The 15,782-nt window shown below is 58.2% G+C and carries 15 protein-coding genes; 3 read left to right on the top strand and 12 right to left on the bottom strand.

Annotation, left to right across the window (positions count from 1 at the left end):
* The first annotated feature begins 27 nt into the window (after positions 1-27).
* Positions 28-1,008, top strand: coding sequence for an N-acetyl-D-Glu racemase DgcA (gene dgcA / locus YBN1229_RS13640; RefSeq protein WP_046478710.1), 981 nt, complete (start codon positions 28-30; stop codon positions 1,006-1,008).
* Between the two features lie 3 nt (positions 1,009-1,011).
* Here dgcA and YBN1229_RS13635 read toward each other — a convergent pair whose 3' ends face one another.
* The 8 genes from YBN1229_RS13635 to kdsA form a co-directional block, all read right to left on the bottom strand.
* Entirely contained in the window at positions 1,012-2,280 is a 1,269-nt protein-coding gene (locus YBN1229_RS13635) for an MFS transporter (protein WP_152025007.1), read from the bottom strand.
* 248 nt (positions 2,281-2,528) lie between these two features.
* Entirely contained in the window at positions 2,529-3,359 is an 831-nt protein-coding gene (gene thiD, locus YBN1229_RS13630) for a bifunctional hydroxymethylpyrimidine kinase/phosphomethylpyrimidine kinase (protein ID WP_244464928.1), read from the bottom strand.
* Complete coding sequence (locus YBN1229_RS13625; RefSeq protein WP_046478717.1) at positions 3,356-4,156, bottom strand: cytochrome c biogenesis CcdA family protein; 801 nt, start codon at positions 4,154-4,156, stop codon at positions 3,356-3,358. The genes thiD and YBN1229_RS13625 overlap by 4 nt, the downstream gene beginning before the upstream one ends.
* Positions 4,157-4,349: 193 nt before the next feature.
* Positions 4,350-5,183, bottom strand: coding sequence for a sulfur oxidation c-type cytochrome SoxA (soxA, locus tag YBN1229_RS13620; protein WP_046478720.1), 834 nt, complete (start codon positions 5,181-5,183; stop codon positions 4,350-4,352).
* A gap of 43 nt (positions 5,184-5,226) precedes the next feature.
* Positions 5,227-5,856 (bottom strand): c-type cytochrome, encoded by a 630-nt coding sequence (locus YBN1229_RS19185; RefSeq protein WP_052743940.1) that lies wholly within the window; start codon positions 5,854-5,856, stop codon positions 5,227-5,229.
* Positions 5,857-6,062: 206 nt separating this feature from the next.
* On the bottom strand, positions 6,063-7,265 hold the full coding sequence (locus tag YBN1229_RS13610) for a phosphoglycerate kinase (RefSeq protein ID WP_046478724.1): 1,203 nt from the start codon (positions 7,263-7,265) through the stop codon (positions 6,063-6,065).
* Positions 7,266-7,331: 66 nt separating this feature from the next.
* Positions 7,332-9,344 carry a transketolase gene (tkt, locus tag YBN1229_RS13605; protein ID WP_046478728.1) on the bottom strand — a complete coding sequence of 671 codons (2,013 nt, stop codon included), beginning with the start codon at positions 9,342-9,344 and terminating at the stop codon, positions 7,332-7,334.
* A 187-nt stretch (positions 9,345-9,531) separates the two neighbouring features.
* A complete protein-coding gene (gene kdsA / locus YBN1229_RS13600) occupies positions 9,532-10,383 on the bottom strand; it encodes a 3-deoxy-8-phosphooctulonate synthase (RefSeq protein WP_046480504.1) in 852 nt (283 codons plus the stop codon).
* A gap of 390 nt (positions 10,384-10,773) precedes the next feature.
* Between kdsA and YBN1229_RS13595 the strand changes: the two genes are divergently transcribed.
* Complete coding sequence (locus tag YBN1229_RS13595; RefSeq protein WP_082101141.1) at positions 10,774-11,355, top strand: YcbK family protein; 582 nt, start codon at positions 10,774-10,776, stop codon at positions 11,353-11,355.
* Positions 11,356-11,454: 99 nt separating this feature from the next.
* Here YBN1229_RS13595 and YBN1229_RS13590 read toward each other — a convergent pair whose 3' ends face one another.
* From YBN1229_RS13590 to YBN1229_RS13580, 3 genes are all read right to left on the bottom strand, one after another.
* Positions 11,455-13,080, bottom strand: a complete 1,626-nt coding sequence (locus YBN1229_RS13590; protein WP_046478731.1) for a CTP synthase — start codon at positions 13,078-13,080, stop codon at positions 11,455-11,457.
* Between the two features lie 175 nt (positions 13,081-13,255).
* On the bottom strand, positions 13,256-13,657 hold the full coding sequence (gene secG / locus YBN1229_RS13585; protein WP_046478733.1) for a preprotein translocase subunit SecG: 402 nt from the start codon (positions 13,655-13,657) through the stop codon (positions 13,256-13,258).
* 131 nt (positions 13,658-13,788) lie between these two features.
* Positions 13,789-14,238 carry a hypothetical protein gene (locus tag YBN1229_RS13580; protein WP_046478736.1) on the bottom strand — a complete coding sequence of 150 codons (450 nt, stop codon included), beginning with the start codon at positions 14,236-14,238 and terminating at the stop codon, positions 13,789-13,791.
* 242 nt (positions 14,239-14,480) lie between these two features.
* On the opposite strand from YBN1229_RS13580, the gene YBN1229_RS13575 reads away from it, so the two are divergent.
* On the top strand, positions 14,481-14,861 hold the full coding sequence (locus tag YBN1229_RS13575) for a YkvA family protein (protein ID WP_082101270.1): 381 nt from the start codon (positions 14,481-14,483) through the stop codon (positions 14,859-14,861).
* 14 nt (positions 14,862-14,875) lie between these two features.
* On the opposite strand, the gene tpiA is transcribed toward YBN1229_RS13575, so the two are convergent.
* Positions 14,876-15,658 (bottom strand): triose-phosphate isomerase, encoded by a 783-nt coding sequence (gene tpiA / locus YBN1229_RS13570; protein ID WP_046478738.1) that lies wholly within the window; start codon positions 15,656-15,658, stop codon positions 14,876-14,878.
* Positions 15,659-15,782: the final 124 nt, after the last annotated feature.

The raw sequence follows: 15,782 nt of genomic DNA, 5'->3' as shown, positions 1-15,782 counted from the left end.
TGGGCCCAATTCGGATTTCCTAGCCTCATGGCGGACAATGGCAAGCTTCGCATTGATGCCGCAGCAGAGGATTGGCGGCTTGCGCAAGCATTCGTCATCTCACGCGGCGCTAAAACCGAAGCGCGTGTCATCGTTGCCCATATTAGTGACGGCGAGGTCTGCGGGCGCGGTGAGGCCGTGCCTTATGCGCGCTACGGAGAAGACGTCGAAGCATCACTTAATCTGATCAAGTCGTGTCATGCTCGCAGTCGCGAAGAGCTACAATCCGCGATGCCAGCGGGCGCAGCGCGTAATGCGTTAGATTGTGCTTTCTGGGATTTTGAAGCCAAACGTGCGGGCGTTGCTGTCTCCGAATTGGCTGGCGTGCCCGAGGTTCGGCCGGTGGAGACAGCCTACACGCTGTCGCTGGACAGCCCGTCTGCGATGGCGGAGCAAGCCCGACGCGTGGCGCATCTGAATATTCTCAAGCTCAAGTTGGGTGCAGATGGTGACGCTGAGCGCATGCGCGCCGTGCGTGACGCTCGACCTGACGCCCGCATGATCATCGATGCGAACGAGGGATGGGCTGTTGACGCGCTCTCCGGCTTGATGGCCGTTGCGGCGGATGTCGGCGTTGAGTTGATCGAGCAGCCGTTGCCAGCGGGTCGCGATAACGTTCTGAGCCAGGTTCAACGACCCGTGGCTGTTTGCGCTGATGAAAGCGCGCTGACATCTTCCGATCTCGGCCGACTTGTCGGATGCTACGACGCGGTCAATATCAAACTCGACAAGGCCGGGGGACTTACCGAAGCGTTGACGATGCGAGATGCCGCCCGCGCAAAGCGTTTCAAGATTATGGTCGGATCAATGGTGGCGACGTCGTTGGCCGTGGCTCCTGCCCTGATCCTTGCGCAAGGGGCAGATTGGGTCGATCTCGATGGCCCCTTGCTCCTGGCCGAAGACCGGCCGCACGGACTTGCCATTCGCGATGGTTGGATCACGCCCGCGTCTCCCGATTTGTGGGGCTGATGATCACGCTTTTTGGATGTGGAGCTCAATGACATAGCCACCACGCCAGAGACGTGCCATCGCCAAAGCGGCTATGAGCCCGAGCGCCGCAAGGCCAGCCATTCCGAGATAAGCGCCACCGGCGAAGCGCTCATAGAGAACACCAGAGATGAGTGTCGCGATGGCCATTGCGAGCCCCATGCCCACGCTCGCATAAAGCGCCTGTGCCGTACCTGCCAATTTTTCGGGTACCGCTTGCGACATGAAGTGAATGGCAGCGATATGGGCGGCCCCGAATGTCATGCCATGAAGAAGTTGCAGCGGGAAAAGCGCCCAAAGCGGCGGATCAACACTCATGGCGGTCCATCGGATGACGGCGCTGGCGGCTGCCGTGATGAGAAGGCCACGAATGCCGATCCAGGCAACGACGCGACCTGAAAAGGCGAAGAGCACCACTTCCGCGATTACGCCCAATGCCCAGAGCGCTCCTATGATCAGCGGCGTAATACCCTGGCTTGTCCAGTGGAGGGTCGCGAAGGTGTAATAGGTTGCATGAGCGGCCTGAACAGTGCCTCCTGCTATGAGGAACAACACGAAGAGTGGTGTCACAGCCAGTCGTGCGGCCATGCCTAAGCTCAAGGCGTGTGTGCCTTCGCTTTGCGACATATCGCGATCCGCTCTGGGAAGAAAATGCGCCGCTATCAACGTTATTGCGAACGCTGCCGCCAGCATCCAAACCACACTGGAGCTACCTGTTCGGGCAATGACTTCCGCTGCGCCGACGTTGGCCACGACGAACGTCAGCGATCCCCACAAACGCACGCGGCCATAGTCGTAACCTGTCGTCTTCATGCCGTGCAGTGCGATCACTTCGGTCAGCGGCATGGTGGTCGTCATCGCTATCGAGGCCGCAACGGCGAAGATCAATATCGGCCAGAACCCCGACGTCTGGCTTAGTGCCAACGTCGCAGCCACGCCGATCCAGGCGAGCATTATGATGGTCCGGCGATGGTTTGCTGTCCGGTCCGCATAGAACGCGACAGCTGGCGTCACGAGGTCACGCAGAATGTAGGGCGTGGCTGTAATGATCGCGATCTGGCCGACGCTGAGGCCTTGCCCCTTCAGCCACAACGGCATGTAAGGGAGATATACGCCGTAGATGAGAAAGAGGGCTCCGAAGAAAACGGAGACGCGCACCGCATAGCCGGTGGACAGGTGAGGTGGAGTTTGCGGTTTGGGCTTTGCAGGACGGTGCATGCTTAAAATGTGAGGTGTCGCGGGCGATCCGTCCAAATCGGATAACGTTCCAGATTAAACGGCCCGATTTGTAATTAATGTAAAAAGCCGGCCCGGAGTATCTCCGAACCGGCTTTCTTTGCCGAGGTGCGGCCTTTTCGGCGCTCCCAGCCTCCCCCGTCAGCCCCCATCAGATCTACGTTGGCGATCTGAAACTGACGCTGGTTAATCTGCTGGATTGTGCGGGAGATTCAAGTCTAACTGCACAGTTAGTGTCAAAGCGGTTGGGCGGCGATGCAAACAGGTCACATGCAGGTGCGCGTGCCAAGGGCGTGCATGTGGTCAAGCGGGCCTGATCCGTGCCCCAGCTTTTGCTGCGTAGCGCTTTCCAGCGCATGCCAGACAAACTCTTTCGCACATCCTACCGCGCTTCTGAGGTCTTGCCCCATCGCAAGATAGGCTGTGATGGCTGCAGACAGGGTGCATCCAGTGCCGTGGGTGTTTTGCGTTATGAGGCGCGGCCGCTCGAAGATCTGGCAGCCTGCTTTATCGACCAATAGATCGATCGCGACGTCGCCGCTGCCGTGACCACCTTTAATCAGCACAGCGCCGCAGCCGAGCTTCAAGAGCCGGCGGGCCTGATCTTCAACGGCATGGATGTCTTCAACCGGCTGTTCTTGAAGTAAATCGGCCGCTTCAATCAGGTTCGGCGTCAGCAGATCCACGCGCGGGATTAGCTCTTCGCGTAGCGCTGCGATTGCGTCGGCTGCAAGTAATCGATCGCCGCTCGTCGCCACCATGACAGGATCAAGGACAATGGGATGAAGCCGGTAGGTCTCAATCGCGGCGGCGACGGTCTTGATGATTTCCGCGTTGGCCAACATTCCGATCTTGCTGGCATTGACCTTCAAGTCATCAAGGACGGCGGCAATCTGCGCTTTGAGGAACTCGACCGGCGTTGTGTGAACTCCTCGAACACCAACGGTGTTTTGTGCGGTAAGCGCAGTAATCGCAGAAGCGCCGTAAACCCCAAGAACGGTGAAGGTCTTCAGGTCGGCCTGTATGCCGGCGCCCCCGGAACTATCAGATCCTGCAATCGTCAGAGCGACGGCCGGCGTCTTAGCGTGGTCGATCAATTCTCCAAGCTCTTCTTCATGATGTCATGCTGCAACGAATCCGGCGTTGCCCACGCTTCCACCTGTGCAAGCCAAGGGAATGTTTCAAGCATCCATTGACCGAAGAAATTCATGGAGCCAGTTAGGAACAGGACGCCGGTGAGCACTAATAGCACACCCATTCCTTTTTCAACGACGCCAAGATGGCGACGAAAGCGCTGCATGAATGACAGGAATGGTCGGATCGCGACGGCTGCCAGGATGAACGGCACGCCAAGCCCTAGCGAATAAGCCAGAAGTAGACTGACCCCGGCACCAAGTGTCCCTTCATTGGCGGCGACCGCGAGGACAGTTGCCAGAATAGGGCCGACGCATGGGGTCCAGCCAAAGGCGAATGCCAGTCCAATCAGATAGGCGCCAAGGAAACTCGCGCCTGTCATTTCTGCATGGTAGCGCTTTTCAGCGTACAGGAACGGGATTTTGAAAATGCCGAGAAAATGAAGCCCGAAGAGAATGATCACCACACCGGCGATCATCGATAGCGTGCTCTTATGTGCCTGGATGAGCTGACCAAAAACCGATGCGCCGGCGCCCAAGCCGACAAAAACGGTGGTGAACCCCAGAACAAAGAATATCGAGGCTGCCACGACGCGACGCCACACCCGAGCTTCCAGGCCTTTTTCCGCCGTCATCTGATCGATGGTTGTGCCACCGAGATACCCAAGGTAAGGCGGCACAAGCGGCAGGACGCATGGACTTAGGAAGCTGACAAGGCCCGCAAGGGCAACGCCCAGATAGATGTGTAGGTCGGCAAACATCCCGCACCATTCTCCCCGATCGCTCGATTATCTGAGCAACTGCAATAAATCCGCCGGCCCTCACAACGTGTTCAGCGGTCGCAAGCTTATGTATGCGGCGCGAGACGGGCGCAACACTGCGCCCATCACTTCGCCGGGAGTTGTGCGTGAGTTTGGACCTTTCGGTCGTAACTCACGGTGTGCCCATTGGGTCTTAGCGCCTGACGGATGGTGTTTCGATCGGCAGTCCCTGACCGCGCCAAGCCAAGTAAAGCTCCAGATTGACGTACTCGTCGGAGCCGCGGTCGAAAGCTTTGGACCGCACCTGTTCGTTGCAGCCACGGAAACGACGATGAAGCGTCCCGGGCTTTTGCCACTTCAGCCGGTAGGTTGGAAAGCCGTTGGACTGCCCCTGGCTCAGGGTCTCTGCGCGGATGTGCTGGCCGTAGTTGCCCTCGTGGCAATGTTTGCAAGCCATGTCGAGCTGGCCACGCCGCTGATAGTAGAACTCTTTGCCTTTTTCGAAGAAGGGGGCTGCGGGCCCATCGATCTTGACGTCCACCGGCATGCCGCGCGATTGCGACTTAACGTGGATCATCATGCCGATCATCTGATCGCTTTCCCACTTGTAGGGCTTTGCCTTCATATTGTTTTCGCGGCAGTAGTTGATGCGCTGTTCGAGCACCATCATCTTCTTCCACGGTTCGAAGTAGACGGGATAGCGCGCGCCCACACCTTTCATGGATTGCGCTGCGTCGTCGTGGCAGCTGGCGCAGGATTTACCTGCTTCGCCTTCGACTTTGCTCCACTCTTCCTCGCCGATGGCCTGCCAGGGTCCCGACGGATTTGCGAACTCGTCGTCCTGCATTTCCTGCGTCGTTTCCGATGCCCATTTTTTTCCGGACCAGAGCTCTTTTAGCGGATTGTCCTTAGACGCTGGCTTAACCGCCTCGGTCACCCCATCCGCTGCGGACAGCGCGCCAACACCCGCAAAGCTTGCTGCCACTAAGATCGCTACCGGAAGTGCAATTGATTTGAAAATATTCATCTTCGTTATCCTCCCACAGCTCACATCGGTCTGTGTGTCATTGTCACTTCAGCGTTTTCAGGAACGCCACAACGTCTTCAACCTGTTGAGCGTTGAAGATCGCCAAGCCCTGACAATCTGGGTGAACACGCGTGAAACCGGAGTTCTTGTGAAAGGCCGGCATGATGGTGTCGGGGAACGCCGTCTTTGGGTCGACAACCAGCATGCGTAGTTCGCCCTCGGTGTAGCGGTTAGCTACGCCGTCTAACGGAGGGCCGATTTCTCCGTGAATGCCGAGAGGCATGGATGATGTCTTGCCATTCAGAGCCGTGACCTTAATGCTCGGGGTCTTTTCGGCCATGGCCAAGACCTTGGAGATCTTGTGGCAGGCGAGGCAGTTACCCAGTCGCCGATGCGCCATCCATCCCAGACCTTTATCGGCATCGCCCGTCTTCCCATCGAGCGGTTCGTTGATTGCCTTTTCGAGCGTTTCGCCCTTGCTGATTTTATATGTTGCGACCTCGGAGGGTTCGCCATCCTGGCAACGGTCTTTAGCCTTCGGTGGTGCCTTTGCTTCGCTCTTTGCCGCAGCAGCCGGTGCATCCTTAGCTGCGGTTGGCGCAGTCTGTGCCGATGCTGGAATGGCGAATCCAAACATCGCCGCGGCCAGCACGGCCATTGCAATACGTACCATTCGGCAATCCTCCCCTTTATCCCTGCGCACTTTGGCGCCGACGTTTTCCTATATATCCAACGAAACCTGCCGAAAATCCATTGGCAGATCGTCAATCGGGCATAACGGCGGTCTGTGATTGGCGTGGGGGTGAGTTTAGCCGTATTTCAGTGTTGCACAATTCTATTGCAAACGTTGTCGAACCGAAGCGTGTCGCAACGTGCGTTTTATTCGCTCAGAAGAGCGGCGACGCCTGGTAATTCGCGACCTTCCAGCCACTCCAGGAACGCGCCGCCTGCTGTCGATACGTAGGTGAAATTCTTACCCACACCTGCAGCGTTCAATGCTGCGACGGTGTCGCCGCCGCCTGCAACGGAAACCAGGGCGCCAGCCTTCGTTAGGGCCGCGGCGGCTCTAGCAAGTGCGAACGTTCCTTCGCCGAAGGGTTCGATTTCAAAGGCGCCCAGGGGGCCATTCCATAACAACGTCTGGCAGCTGCCGAGGACGTGAGTCAGGTGGGCAACCGATTTTGGGCCAACGTCGAGGATCATGGCGTCGGCTGGTACGGCGTCGATCGGGACCGTGTTGCATTCCGCCTGCACCTTGAATTCTCGCGCCACTACGGCGTCATCGGGCAGAAGAATCTCGCAGCCACTCTCCGCTGCAGCGGCCATGATCTGACGGGCTGTGTCGTGAAAATCTGGCTCCGCAAGGGATTTGCCGACTTCCACGCCCTTGGCCTGAAGGAACGTGTTGGCCATACCGCCACCGATGATCAGCTTGTCCACCTTTGCAACGAGGTGCGTGAGGATCGGTATCTTGGTCGAGACCTTTGCGCCTCCAACAACGGCTACCGTCGGTCGCTTCGGTTCTTCGAGCGCGGCTCGCAGCGCGTTGATTTCCTCAAGCATCAGAGGCCCTGCGTAGGAGGGCAGCAAATGCGTAATTGCTTCCGTCGATGCGTGAGCACGATGTGAGGTGGAAAATGCTTCGCCAACAAAGATATCTGCGTTTCGCGCCAGCTCTTGGGCGAATGCGGGATCGTTGGCTTCTTCCCCTGGGTGGAACCGCAGATTCTCAAAAAGCGCGATATCGCCAGGCACAAGGTGTTCAACGGCATCGCGCGCCTCCGGGCCAATACAGTCTGCAGCGAAACGGATGGGTTTCTGCAGGACCTCTCCCATTCGCCCGGCTACGGGCACGAGGGAGAACTCTTTCAGAGGCTTACCTTTCGGGCGGCCGAAGTGGGAGATGACGATAACCTTGGCGCCGCGCGACGCGAGGTCGAGCAAACAGGGGGCGATGCGGACAATACGAGTTGCGTCGGTGACAACGCCATCGCGCAAGGGCACGTTGAGATCTACGCGCACCATGACGCGCTTCCCGTCGACGTCGAGGCCTTCGGTTGTTCTCAGTTTTGAAAAGTCCATTTTCCCGCCCTGCGCATATTTTTCTGAGGCGCTTGCCGGGATCCCGCACAAGCGCCTCTCGTTTGTTTATTTGACGAGTTCAGTGGCAATGCCGGCGATATGGTCCGCGGTCAGGCCAAATTGCTTGTAGAGCTCACCGGCCGGCGCGGATGCGCCGAAATCTTTGAGGCCAACGAAACGGTCGCCAGGGCGCAGCCACTCGTACCAGCTCTGAGCAATTGCAGCTTCGATGGCGATGCGCGGTGCAGCGCCTAAGGTCTCCTCCCGGTATGCGTCATCCTGAGCCCGGAAAAGTTCCATCGATGGCATAGATACGACGGCCGCTTTGATGCCGCGTTCTGCCAGCTGCTTGGCTGCACTGCGTGCGAGGCCGACTTCTGTACCCGTGGCGATCAGAGTGACGTCACGTGCTCCCTCGGCCTCATCGAGAACGTAGGCACCCTTGGCGCAACGGTTTTCGCTGCTTGCATCGGTTCGTAGACGCGGCACGCCCTGACGCGAAAGAGCAAGGATCGTTGGAGTTTTCGTGGCGCCGATGGCGAGTTCCCAACATTCGGCGGTCTCGACGCCATCTGCCGGCCTCATAACGTGCAAATTGGGAATCGCACGCAGCGCCGAAAGGTGCTCAACAGGCTGGTGAGTCGGCCCGTCTTCGCCAAGACCAATGGAATCGTGCGTCATGACGTAAATGACGCGTTGATGCATCAGCGCGGACAGGCGGATTGAAGGACGGCAATAATCCGTAAACACCAGGAAGGTGGCGCCGTAAGGGATGATGCTTCCCGACAGAGCCAATCCGTTCATTGCGGCAGCCATGCCGTGTTCGCGGACGCCGTAGTGAATGTAGTTCGCGGAAAAGTCGTCGGGCGTCACAGATTTATGGTGAGACGTTCGTGTGCCGTTAGACCCCGTCAGATCGGCGGAGCCGCCGATAAGTTCGGGAAGTGCAGGGACGAGATGTTCCAGCGTCAGCTGCGACCAGACGCGCGTTGCCTTCTGGCTTTCGTCCGCCGCGAACTGTGTTTTGGCGGCGGTCACGGCAGCTGCGAGGGCTTTCGCGCGCGGCTCGCCGACCGGCTTTGCAAACAGAGCCTGAACATCAGAGGATGCTGAGGAAATTCGCTTGTTCCACGCTTCAACTTCGCCTTCGTGAGCGGCCCCAAGTGCCCGCCAAGCGTTGAGGACGTCCTCGGGCACGTCGAAGGGCTGATACGGCCAGCCGAGCTTTTCACGGGTCGCAGTGATTTCGTCGGGACCCAGCGGTTCACCATGGGCCTTGGCGGTGCCAGCCCGTGCTGGCGAGCCGTATCCGATGACGGTGCGGCAGGCGATGAGCCACGGTTTGGAACTGTCCGCACGCGCCGTGGCGAGCGCCTTGCTGATCGCCTCGGGATCATGGCCGTCGATCCGCATCGTATTCCAGCCGCTCGCCGCGAAACGGGCAACTTGATCGTCAGAAACAGCTAGGCTCGTTGACCCATCGATCGATATGCCGTTGTCGTCAAAGAGCACAATTAGTTTGCCGAGACGCAGATGGCCCGCGAGCGAGATCGCTTCCTGCGAAATGCCTTCCATGAGGCAGCCATCACCAGCGATACAATAGATGTGGTGATTGATGAGATCGTTACCTGCGCGCGCGTTGAGCAAGCGCTCAGATAAGGCCATGCCGACAGCATTAGCGATGCCCTGCCCCAACGGGCCGGTCGTCGTTTCGATGCCTGCGGCGTGACCATATTCAGGGTGACCGGCGGTCTTGGAGCCCCATTGGCGGAAATTCTTGATTTCCTCGATGGTCATGCCCGGATAGCCGGTGAGGTAGAGCAGGGAATAGAGCAGCATCGAACCGTGACCGGCCGATAGAACGAAACGGTCGCGGTTTGGCCAATCCGGAGCGTTCGCGGAAAAGCGCAAAACGTCCCTGTAAAGAACGGTGGCAACATCGGCCATTCCCATCGGCATGCCGGGGTGGCCGGACTTTGCGGCCTGTACGGCATCCATCGACAAGGCCCGAATGGCATTGGCCATGTCGGCATGGCTGACCGCTTCGGTGGCGCCCGTGCGGGTCTGCGCCTCGTTCATTTGCTCTCCCTTCCAGGTCTCTCAGGTCTCGTATCGGCGACCTTTAGCGAGGTCGCGGGCGGGCGTCTATGCCGTTGCAATCAGACTTTGTGCCCGGCAATGCAATATTAGCGGCTGCGGCGACAGTGGCCGCATACGGGTTTCACCCATACTCTCAATGAATGAGTTCGTGTCTTTGCGTGCCGGTTTACACCGGCGCGCGTGCCGACTTAACCACGCGATCAATCGCCTGCAAGTCTTTCATGAGAGCTTCGAAGTCGCACAACGGGACCATGTTGGGACCGTCCGACGGCGCGTGGTCTGGATCTGGATGCGTTTCAATAAAGAGACCCGCGACGCCGACAGCTACTGCTGCGCGAGCCAAAACGGGCACGTATCGCCGGTCTCCGCCCGACGATGCGCCTTGGCCACCAGGCTGCTGTACAGAGTGTGTCGCGTCGAAAATTACAGGGCATCCGGTCTCGGCCATGATCGGCAGGGCTCTCATATCGCTTACGAGAGTGTTGTAGCCGAAAGATGCGCCACGTTCCGTCAGAAGGACGTTGGCGTTGCCGGACCCAACGACTTTGTCGACCGCATTCTTCATATCCCAAGGAGCAAGGAACTGCCCCTTCTTGATCTTGATGATCCGGCCCGTCTTGGCGGCGGCAATCAACAGGTCCGTCTGGCGGCATAAAAAGGCCGGGATCTGCAAAACGTCGATGACTTCGGCAACCACGGCGCACTGCTCGGGTTCATGTACGTCTGTCACAACGGGAAGACCCAAGGTTTCTCGGATCTCTGCGAAGACGGGGAGCGCAGCTGCGAGCCCCATGCCCCGTTTGCCACTCAACGACGTACGATTAGCCTTGTCGAACGACGACTTGTAGATCAGGCCGATGCCAAGCCGCTCGGCGATCTCTTTTAGCGCGGAAGCACATTCCAGCGCGTGTTCACGGCTTTCCATCTGACACGGGCCAGCAAATACGGCAATCGGAGCTGCGTTGGCTAGCGTGACGCCCGCAATCGAGACGGAGCTATTAGGACGGGGTGGGTGCATGGACATGGCGGACTTATAGCGCCCGTGTCGCGCCATGACGAGAGCGTTAATCGCTCCGCAGCTGTTCCCCACATCGCAATTTCGTGCGAACGCCACGGACTATGTTGCACAAATCCCACTGAATACTTTCGTCGCAGGCTGGCGTCCAAGTGGATTTTATTAAAAAGCGCAAGGAACCCTTTGAAAACGGGGCCTTGCATCTTCTTACGGCTTCGCAATTCGCGCGCATGAGCCTCTGATAAATCTAGCCATTTTGTCGCACTTTGCACGCTTCGTCTCGTTGCTGCCGCATTTCGGTTCGACCTGCCCGCCGCGCCTCGATGAGTGGGGGACAAAAATAGAACACGCCCATCGAGCGCCAACGGGAACAAAATCGGAGTGATTGTAGCAATGTGTAAACTGAGCGGGCTGTCGCGCATGGGCGCGATCCTTTTTGCCCTAACTTGTTTTGCTTTTGTCGAGGCTTCTACTGTTACGGCGCAGGCCTCCTGCCTGCCGAGCGGCCTCAAAGCAAAGCTCAGCCAAATCCGTGCGAAGTTCGGCCCCGTACGTATCGTTTCAACCCATCGGCCGGGCGCCCGAATCGCCGGTTCCGGTAAGCGCAGCTATCACGCGTCCTGCCGTGCGGTAGACTTCCACCCGCCCAAGGGTAAGCACAGTCAAGTCGTTGCTTGGCTAAAGGCCAACCATGGTGGCGGTGTCGGAACGTATAGCTGCGGAATGCACCACATCCATATCGACAATGGACCGCGTGTGCGTTTCCACCATTGTGTGAATGCCAAAGGTACGCCCATCGGCAAGGGTCGCAGTTACGCTTCGAAAAAGCGTTCAGGCAATAAGAAGTACGCTTCTTACAAAGGTAAGAAGAAGAGCTCAGGTGCGCGTTACGCCAAGAAGGGTACCACGCGTCCGAGCATCGGCTATGCCGCGCCGAAGCGTTCAAACTTCAAGATTACCGCTTATGCTCACTGACATCTGGCAACTCAACCTCTGTTGAGCCGGCTAAAAAAATACGGGCGGGGGACTTCCCTCGCCCGTACGCATTTTCAGATCGCTCTAACTCGAGAAAGATCAAACAAGCCGGCTTTGCTCGAGCGCTGCGTGGATAAAGCTCTTGAACAGCGGATGCGGTTCAAAGGGGCGTGATTTCAGCTCTGGGTGGAACTGGACGCCAATGAACCATGGGTGGCCCTTGAACTCGACGATTTCCGGTAGGAGCCCGTCGGGCGAGACCCCGGAAAATATGAGACCGGCGTTTTCAAGCAATTCCCGGTAGCGCATGTTGACTTCGTAGCGGTGACGGTGACGTTCCGAAATCTTGGTCGAACCGTAGATTTCTGCGACGGCACTGCCAGGCTTTAGCTCAGCAGCGTAGGCGCCGAGGCGCATCGTTCCGCCAAGATCATCCCTGCCGGTGCGTTGTTCCATTTCGTTACCGCGCATCCATTCCGTCATAAGGCCGACAACGGGTTCGTCGGTCGGTCCGAATTCAGTGGATGAGGCGTTCGTAAGGCCAGCTGAACGAGCCACTTCGACGGTGGCCATCTGCATACCGAAGCAGATTCCGAAGTAGGGAACCCCTCGGCTGCGCGCAAAGCGCGCTGCGAGCATCTTACCTTCCGAGCCGCGCTCACCGAAGCCGCCAGGAACAAGGATGCCGTTTACGCCTTCAAGGTAAGGCGCAGGGTCCTCGCGTTCGAAGACTTCCGATTCGATCCATTCCAGCTTTACCCGCACCCGGTTGGCGATGGCGCCGTGAATAAGCGCCTCGTTCAATGATTTGTAGGCGTCTTTGAGCCCCGTGTACTTGCCGACGATGGCAATCGTCACTTCGCCCTCAGGGGTCGCAATGGCTTCTGAGATCGTCTGCCAGCGGCTCAAATCTGGTTCTTTGGCATCCGTGATACCGAAAGCGGCAAGGACCTGTTTGTCCAACCCCTCACGATGGTAAGCCAGAGGAACGTCATAGATCGAAGCTACGTCCAAAGCCTGGATTACAGCATCCTCGCGGACATTGCAGAACAGCGCGATCTTCTTGCGTTCCGACAGCGGGATGTGCGTGTTGGCCCGGCACATCAGGATGTCTGGCTGAATACCGATGCCGCGAAGCTCTTTGACGGAGTGCTGCGTCGGCTTAGTCTTCAACTCGCCGGCCGATGGGATGAACGGCAGAAGCGTCAGATGGATGAAGATCGACGCGCCGCGCGGCAAATCGTTACCCAACTGACGGATAGCTTCGAAGAATGGCAGACCTTCGATGTCGCCGACCGTTCCGCCGATTTCAACCAAGACGAAATCAACGCCTTCATTGCCCTTCAGCACGAATTCTTTGATGGCATCGGTGACATGCGGGATTACCTGGACGGTAGCGCCCAAGTACTCGCCGCGGCGCTCCTTGGCCAGAATGTCCTGATAGATACGTCCGGTTGTCACGTTGTCGGCTTTGGACGCCGGCACTCCGGTAAAGCGTTCGTAGTGACCGAGGTCGAGGTCCGTTTCGGCACCATCATCGGTAACGAACACTTCGCCGTGTTGATACGGGCTCATCGTGCCCGGATCGACGTTCAGGTAAGGGTCAAGCTTGCGCAGGCGCACGGAATATCCGCGAGCCTGGAGCAGAGCTCCCAGCGCGGCTGATGCGAGGCCTTTGCCGAGTGAGGAGACCACGCCGCCGGTAATGAAAATGTACCGTTGCATGGGCTTTGGGTTTCGCATGGATCGGCCATGATTCGTAGCGGCATTATCGCCACATCCACGAGACTTGGTAGGTCGGGGTGCAACCGGATGACAACTTTACGTCGCCCAAGACCAGCCGCGATGACCTCTGGTAAGAACAGAGGCCATATTTCCGCCTACCGCGAAAAATCAGCTTTTAGCGCGTGCCAGGAACGGTCGGCAGCGGCGCACGTCCGCGTTCCAGATCATCAAGCAGTCCGCCTCCACCGCCATCGGTGGGCGCTGACGGGGCCGATTTCTCTGTGCCGGCTTTCGTATCCGTCGCAGCAGGTTGGCCCGCGTTATCGAATACCGAGCCCCGCGGGCCGCCGGAATTGGCAAGCAATGTCAGAACAATGCTGGTCGCAAAGAAGCACATTGCCAAAACGGCGGTCGTTCGGGTGAGCAGGTTGGCCGTGCCGCGTCCGGTCAGAAAGCCGCCTCCGCCTCCGCCTCCTCCACCCATACCAAGTGCCCCGCCTTCCGAACGCTGCATAAGCACAACGACGATCAGCGCGACGGCGATCATGATGTGGACGACAAGGATGACGGTTATCATAAGGTTGCAGATCCCAATTCAAGGCGCTGTCGGTCGGGCAGCAGGTTGCTGGATGGGCGGCTTCTACACCAGCCGCACTCATGCCGCCACCCCCTGCGATTAATTGGACGGTCCAGCCGAACTCTTAGTCCTCAGCGGGTCGCCCGCTCCGGTAGCGGTGGCCCTGGGGGTGCGGGTTGCGGCTTTGCACGTGCCATCGTCACGGGCTTTCTCTCCGGCAGCATGGGGTTCTTGGCAAATTCCGCCAAGCGTTCTGCCCAACGTTTTGCCTCGAGAGCCTCCTGACGTGCCCGCTCCTCTTCGGCTTTCACCGCTGCAGAAGCAAAAACTTCTGGGCAGCGAAACTTCAATTGTTCGTCTAGGTGGATATAGCGCATGATTTGCTGCAGCCGGTTCGCTGGCAGGTTGGACCGCGCCCACTCCGGCCCTTTTTGCATATCCGCATCGACTCCCGTCGCCACGAGTGTTGTACGCTCGGTCTCATAGGCACGGCATTGGGCGACATTGGCTTCAAGATCTCCAGCCGTTGCGGCTGTGCTTAAAAGCACGAAAAATACGGGAGTTATCCTGCTGAGACGCATGGTGCCTCTACTCTGATCGCCGCCTGCCAAGGACTTATTATGGGGGTTCTCGCTGCCCCCTGCAACGAAGGCCGTTCGCATTACCTTAGGTGCCAGAGGCCGACGTTACGCACTGAATTGCAAAGAAAGTGTGGGAGGCGGAAGCTGGTTACCTGCCTACGGTTTGGGTTGAACCCTATTACCGATTGCCATGCGATATACATGCGCTCTTTGCCAGAGGATTAATTTTCAGAGGCGGCCAGTTGCTTGAACACCTGAAAGCTTGGGCAAAAGCGGTCAAGCGTGACGTGATCGCTCTTTGGATCGCGGCTCGCGACCGACGCACACCTTGTCTCGCGAAACTTCTGGCTGCGCTGGTTGCGGGCTATGCCCTTTCTCCAATCGACCTGATCCCCGATTTTATCCCGGTCCTGGGATACCTCGATGACGTCGTAATTCTTCCGCTTGGCATCGTCGCCGCAGTATCATTGATCCCCGCGGCTCTGATGGCTGAATTTCGCGTCGAGGCAGAGAAAATCTCTGCTCGACCGAAAAACCGAATTGCCGTTGCGGTGATTATCGCTGCCTGGATCGGGACGACCATTTTGGCGGGCTGGCTCGTTTCCCGGTATCTCGCGGCATAGCCCTCGCCAGCCAATTACTTGCAGTAGGCTTCCAGGATTTGGATCAAATCCGCGGCTTTAAGGCTGGCGCCGCCGACCAAAGCTCCATTTACGTTTGCGACGCTCATCAATTCGGCGGCGTTCGAGCCCTTTACGGAGCCTCCATACAGGATCCGCATGCGGCTCCCCGCGACATCGAAGCGTTTCTGTAAGGCCTCGCGGATCATCGCGTGCACTTCGGCGACATCGTCGGCTGTCGGCGTCAGTCCCGTGCCGATTGCCCAGACCGGCTCATAAGCAACGATTGTATTTTCCGCCGTCACTGCGTCGGGAATGGAGCCTTCCAACTGACGGGCAACGACTGGAAGCGTTAGCCCAGCCCCGCGCTGGCCTGCGGTTTCGCCGACACAGACGATGGCCGTCAATCCGGCACGGTGGGCAGCTTCTACTTTGGCGCGAACACCATTGTCGGTTTCCGCGTGGTCGGAACGGCGTTCAGAGTGGCCGAGAATGACAGCACTGGCCCCTGCATCGGCCAACATTTCAGCGGAGATGTCGCCGGTGTGGGCGCCTGATGCCAGGGGATGACAGTCCTGCCCGCCAATCAAAACCTTACCGTTGGAGCACAATTCGGCCATGACCATCGTCAATGTGGCTGGAGGGCAGATCATCGTATCCGCCTTCAAAGTGTTACCCGCGCTATCGATCCAATCCGATATCGCAATCACTTCAGCCAGAGCGGCCTTGGTCCCGTTCATTTTCCAGTTTCCCGCCACAAGCGGCTGGATGGCGGGGAGAGGGGAACCGGCGTCCGTCATTCGTTAATCCTTGTTTTGCGCAGTGATGGCAGGCGTAGGAATGATCTAAGTGCCAAAAAACGCCCATTTCGCAAAGTGCCATATCGCACGCACCCTTGCTTTCGCGGACAGCCTGCGCTTGATA

The sequence above is a fragment of the Candidatus Filomicrobium marinum genome, assembly GCF_000981545.1.
Taxonomy (GTDB): domain Bacteria; phylum Pseudomonadota; class Alphaproteobacteria; order Rhizobiales; family Hyphomicrobiaceae; genus Filomicrobium; species Filomicrobium insigne.
Note: the sequence above shows the minus strand (reverse complement) of the source record. Positions and strands in the feature narration are given on the sequence as shown.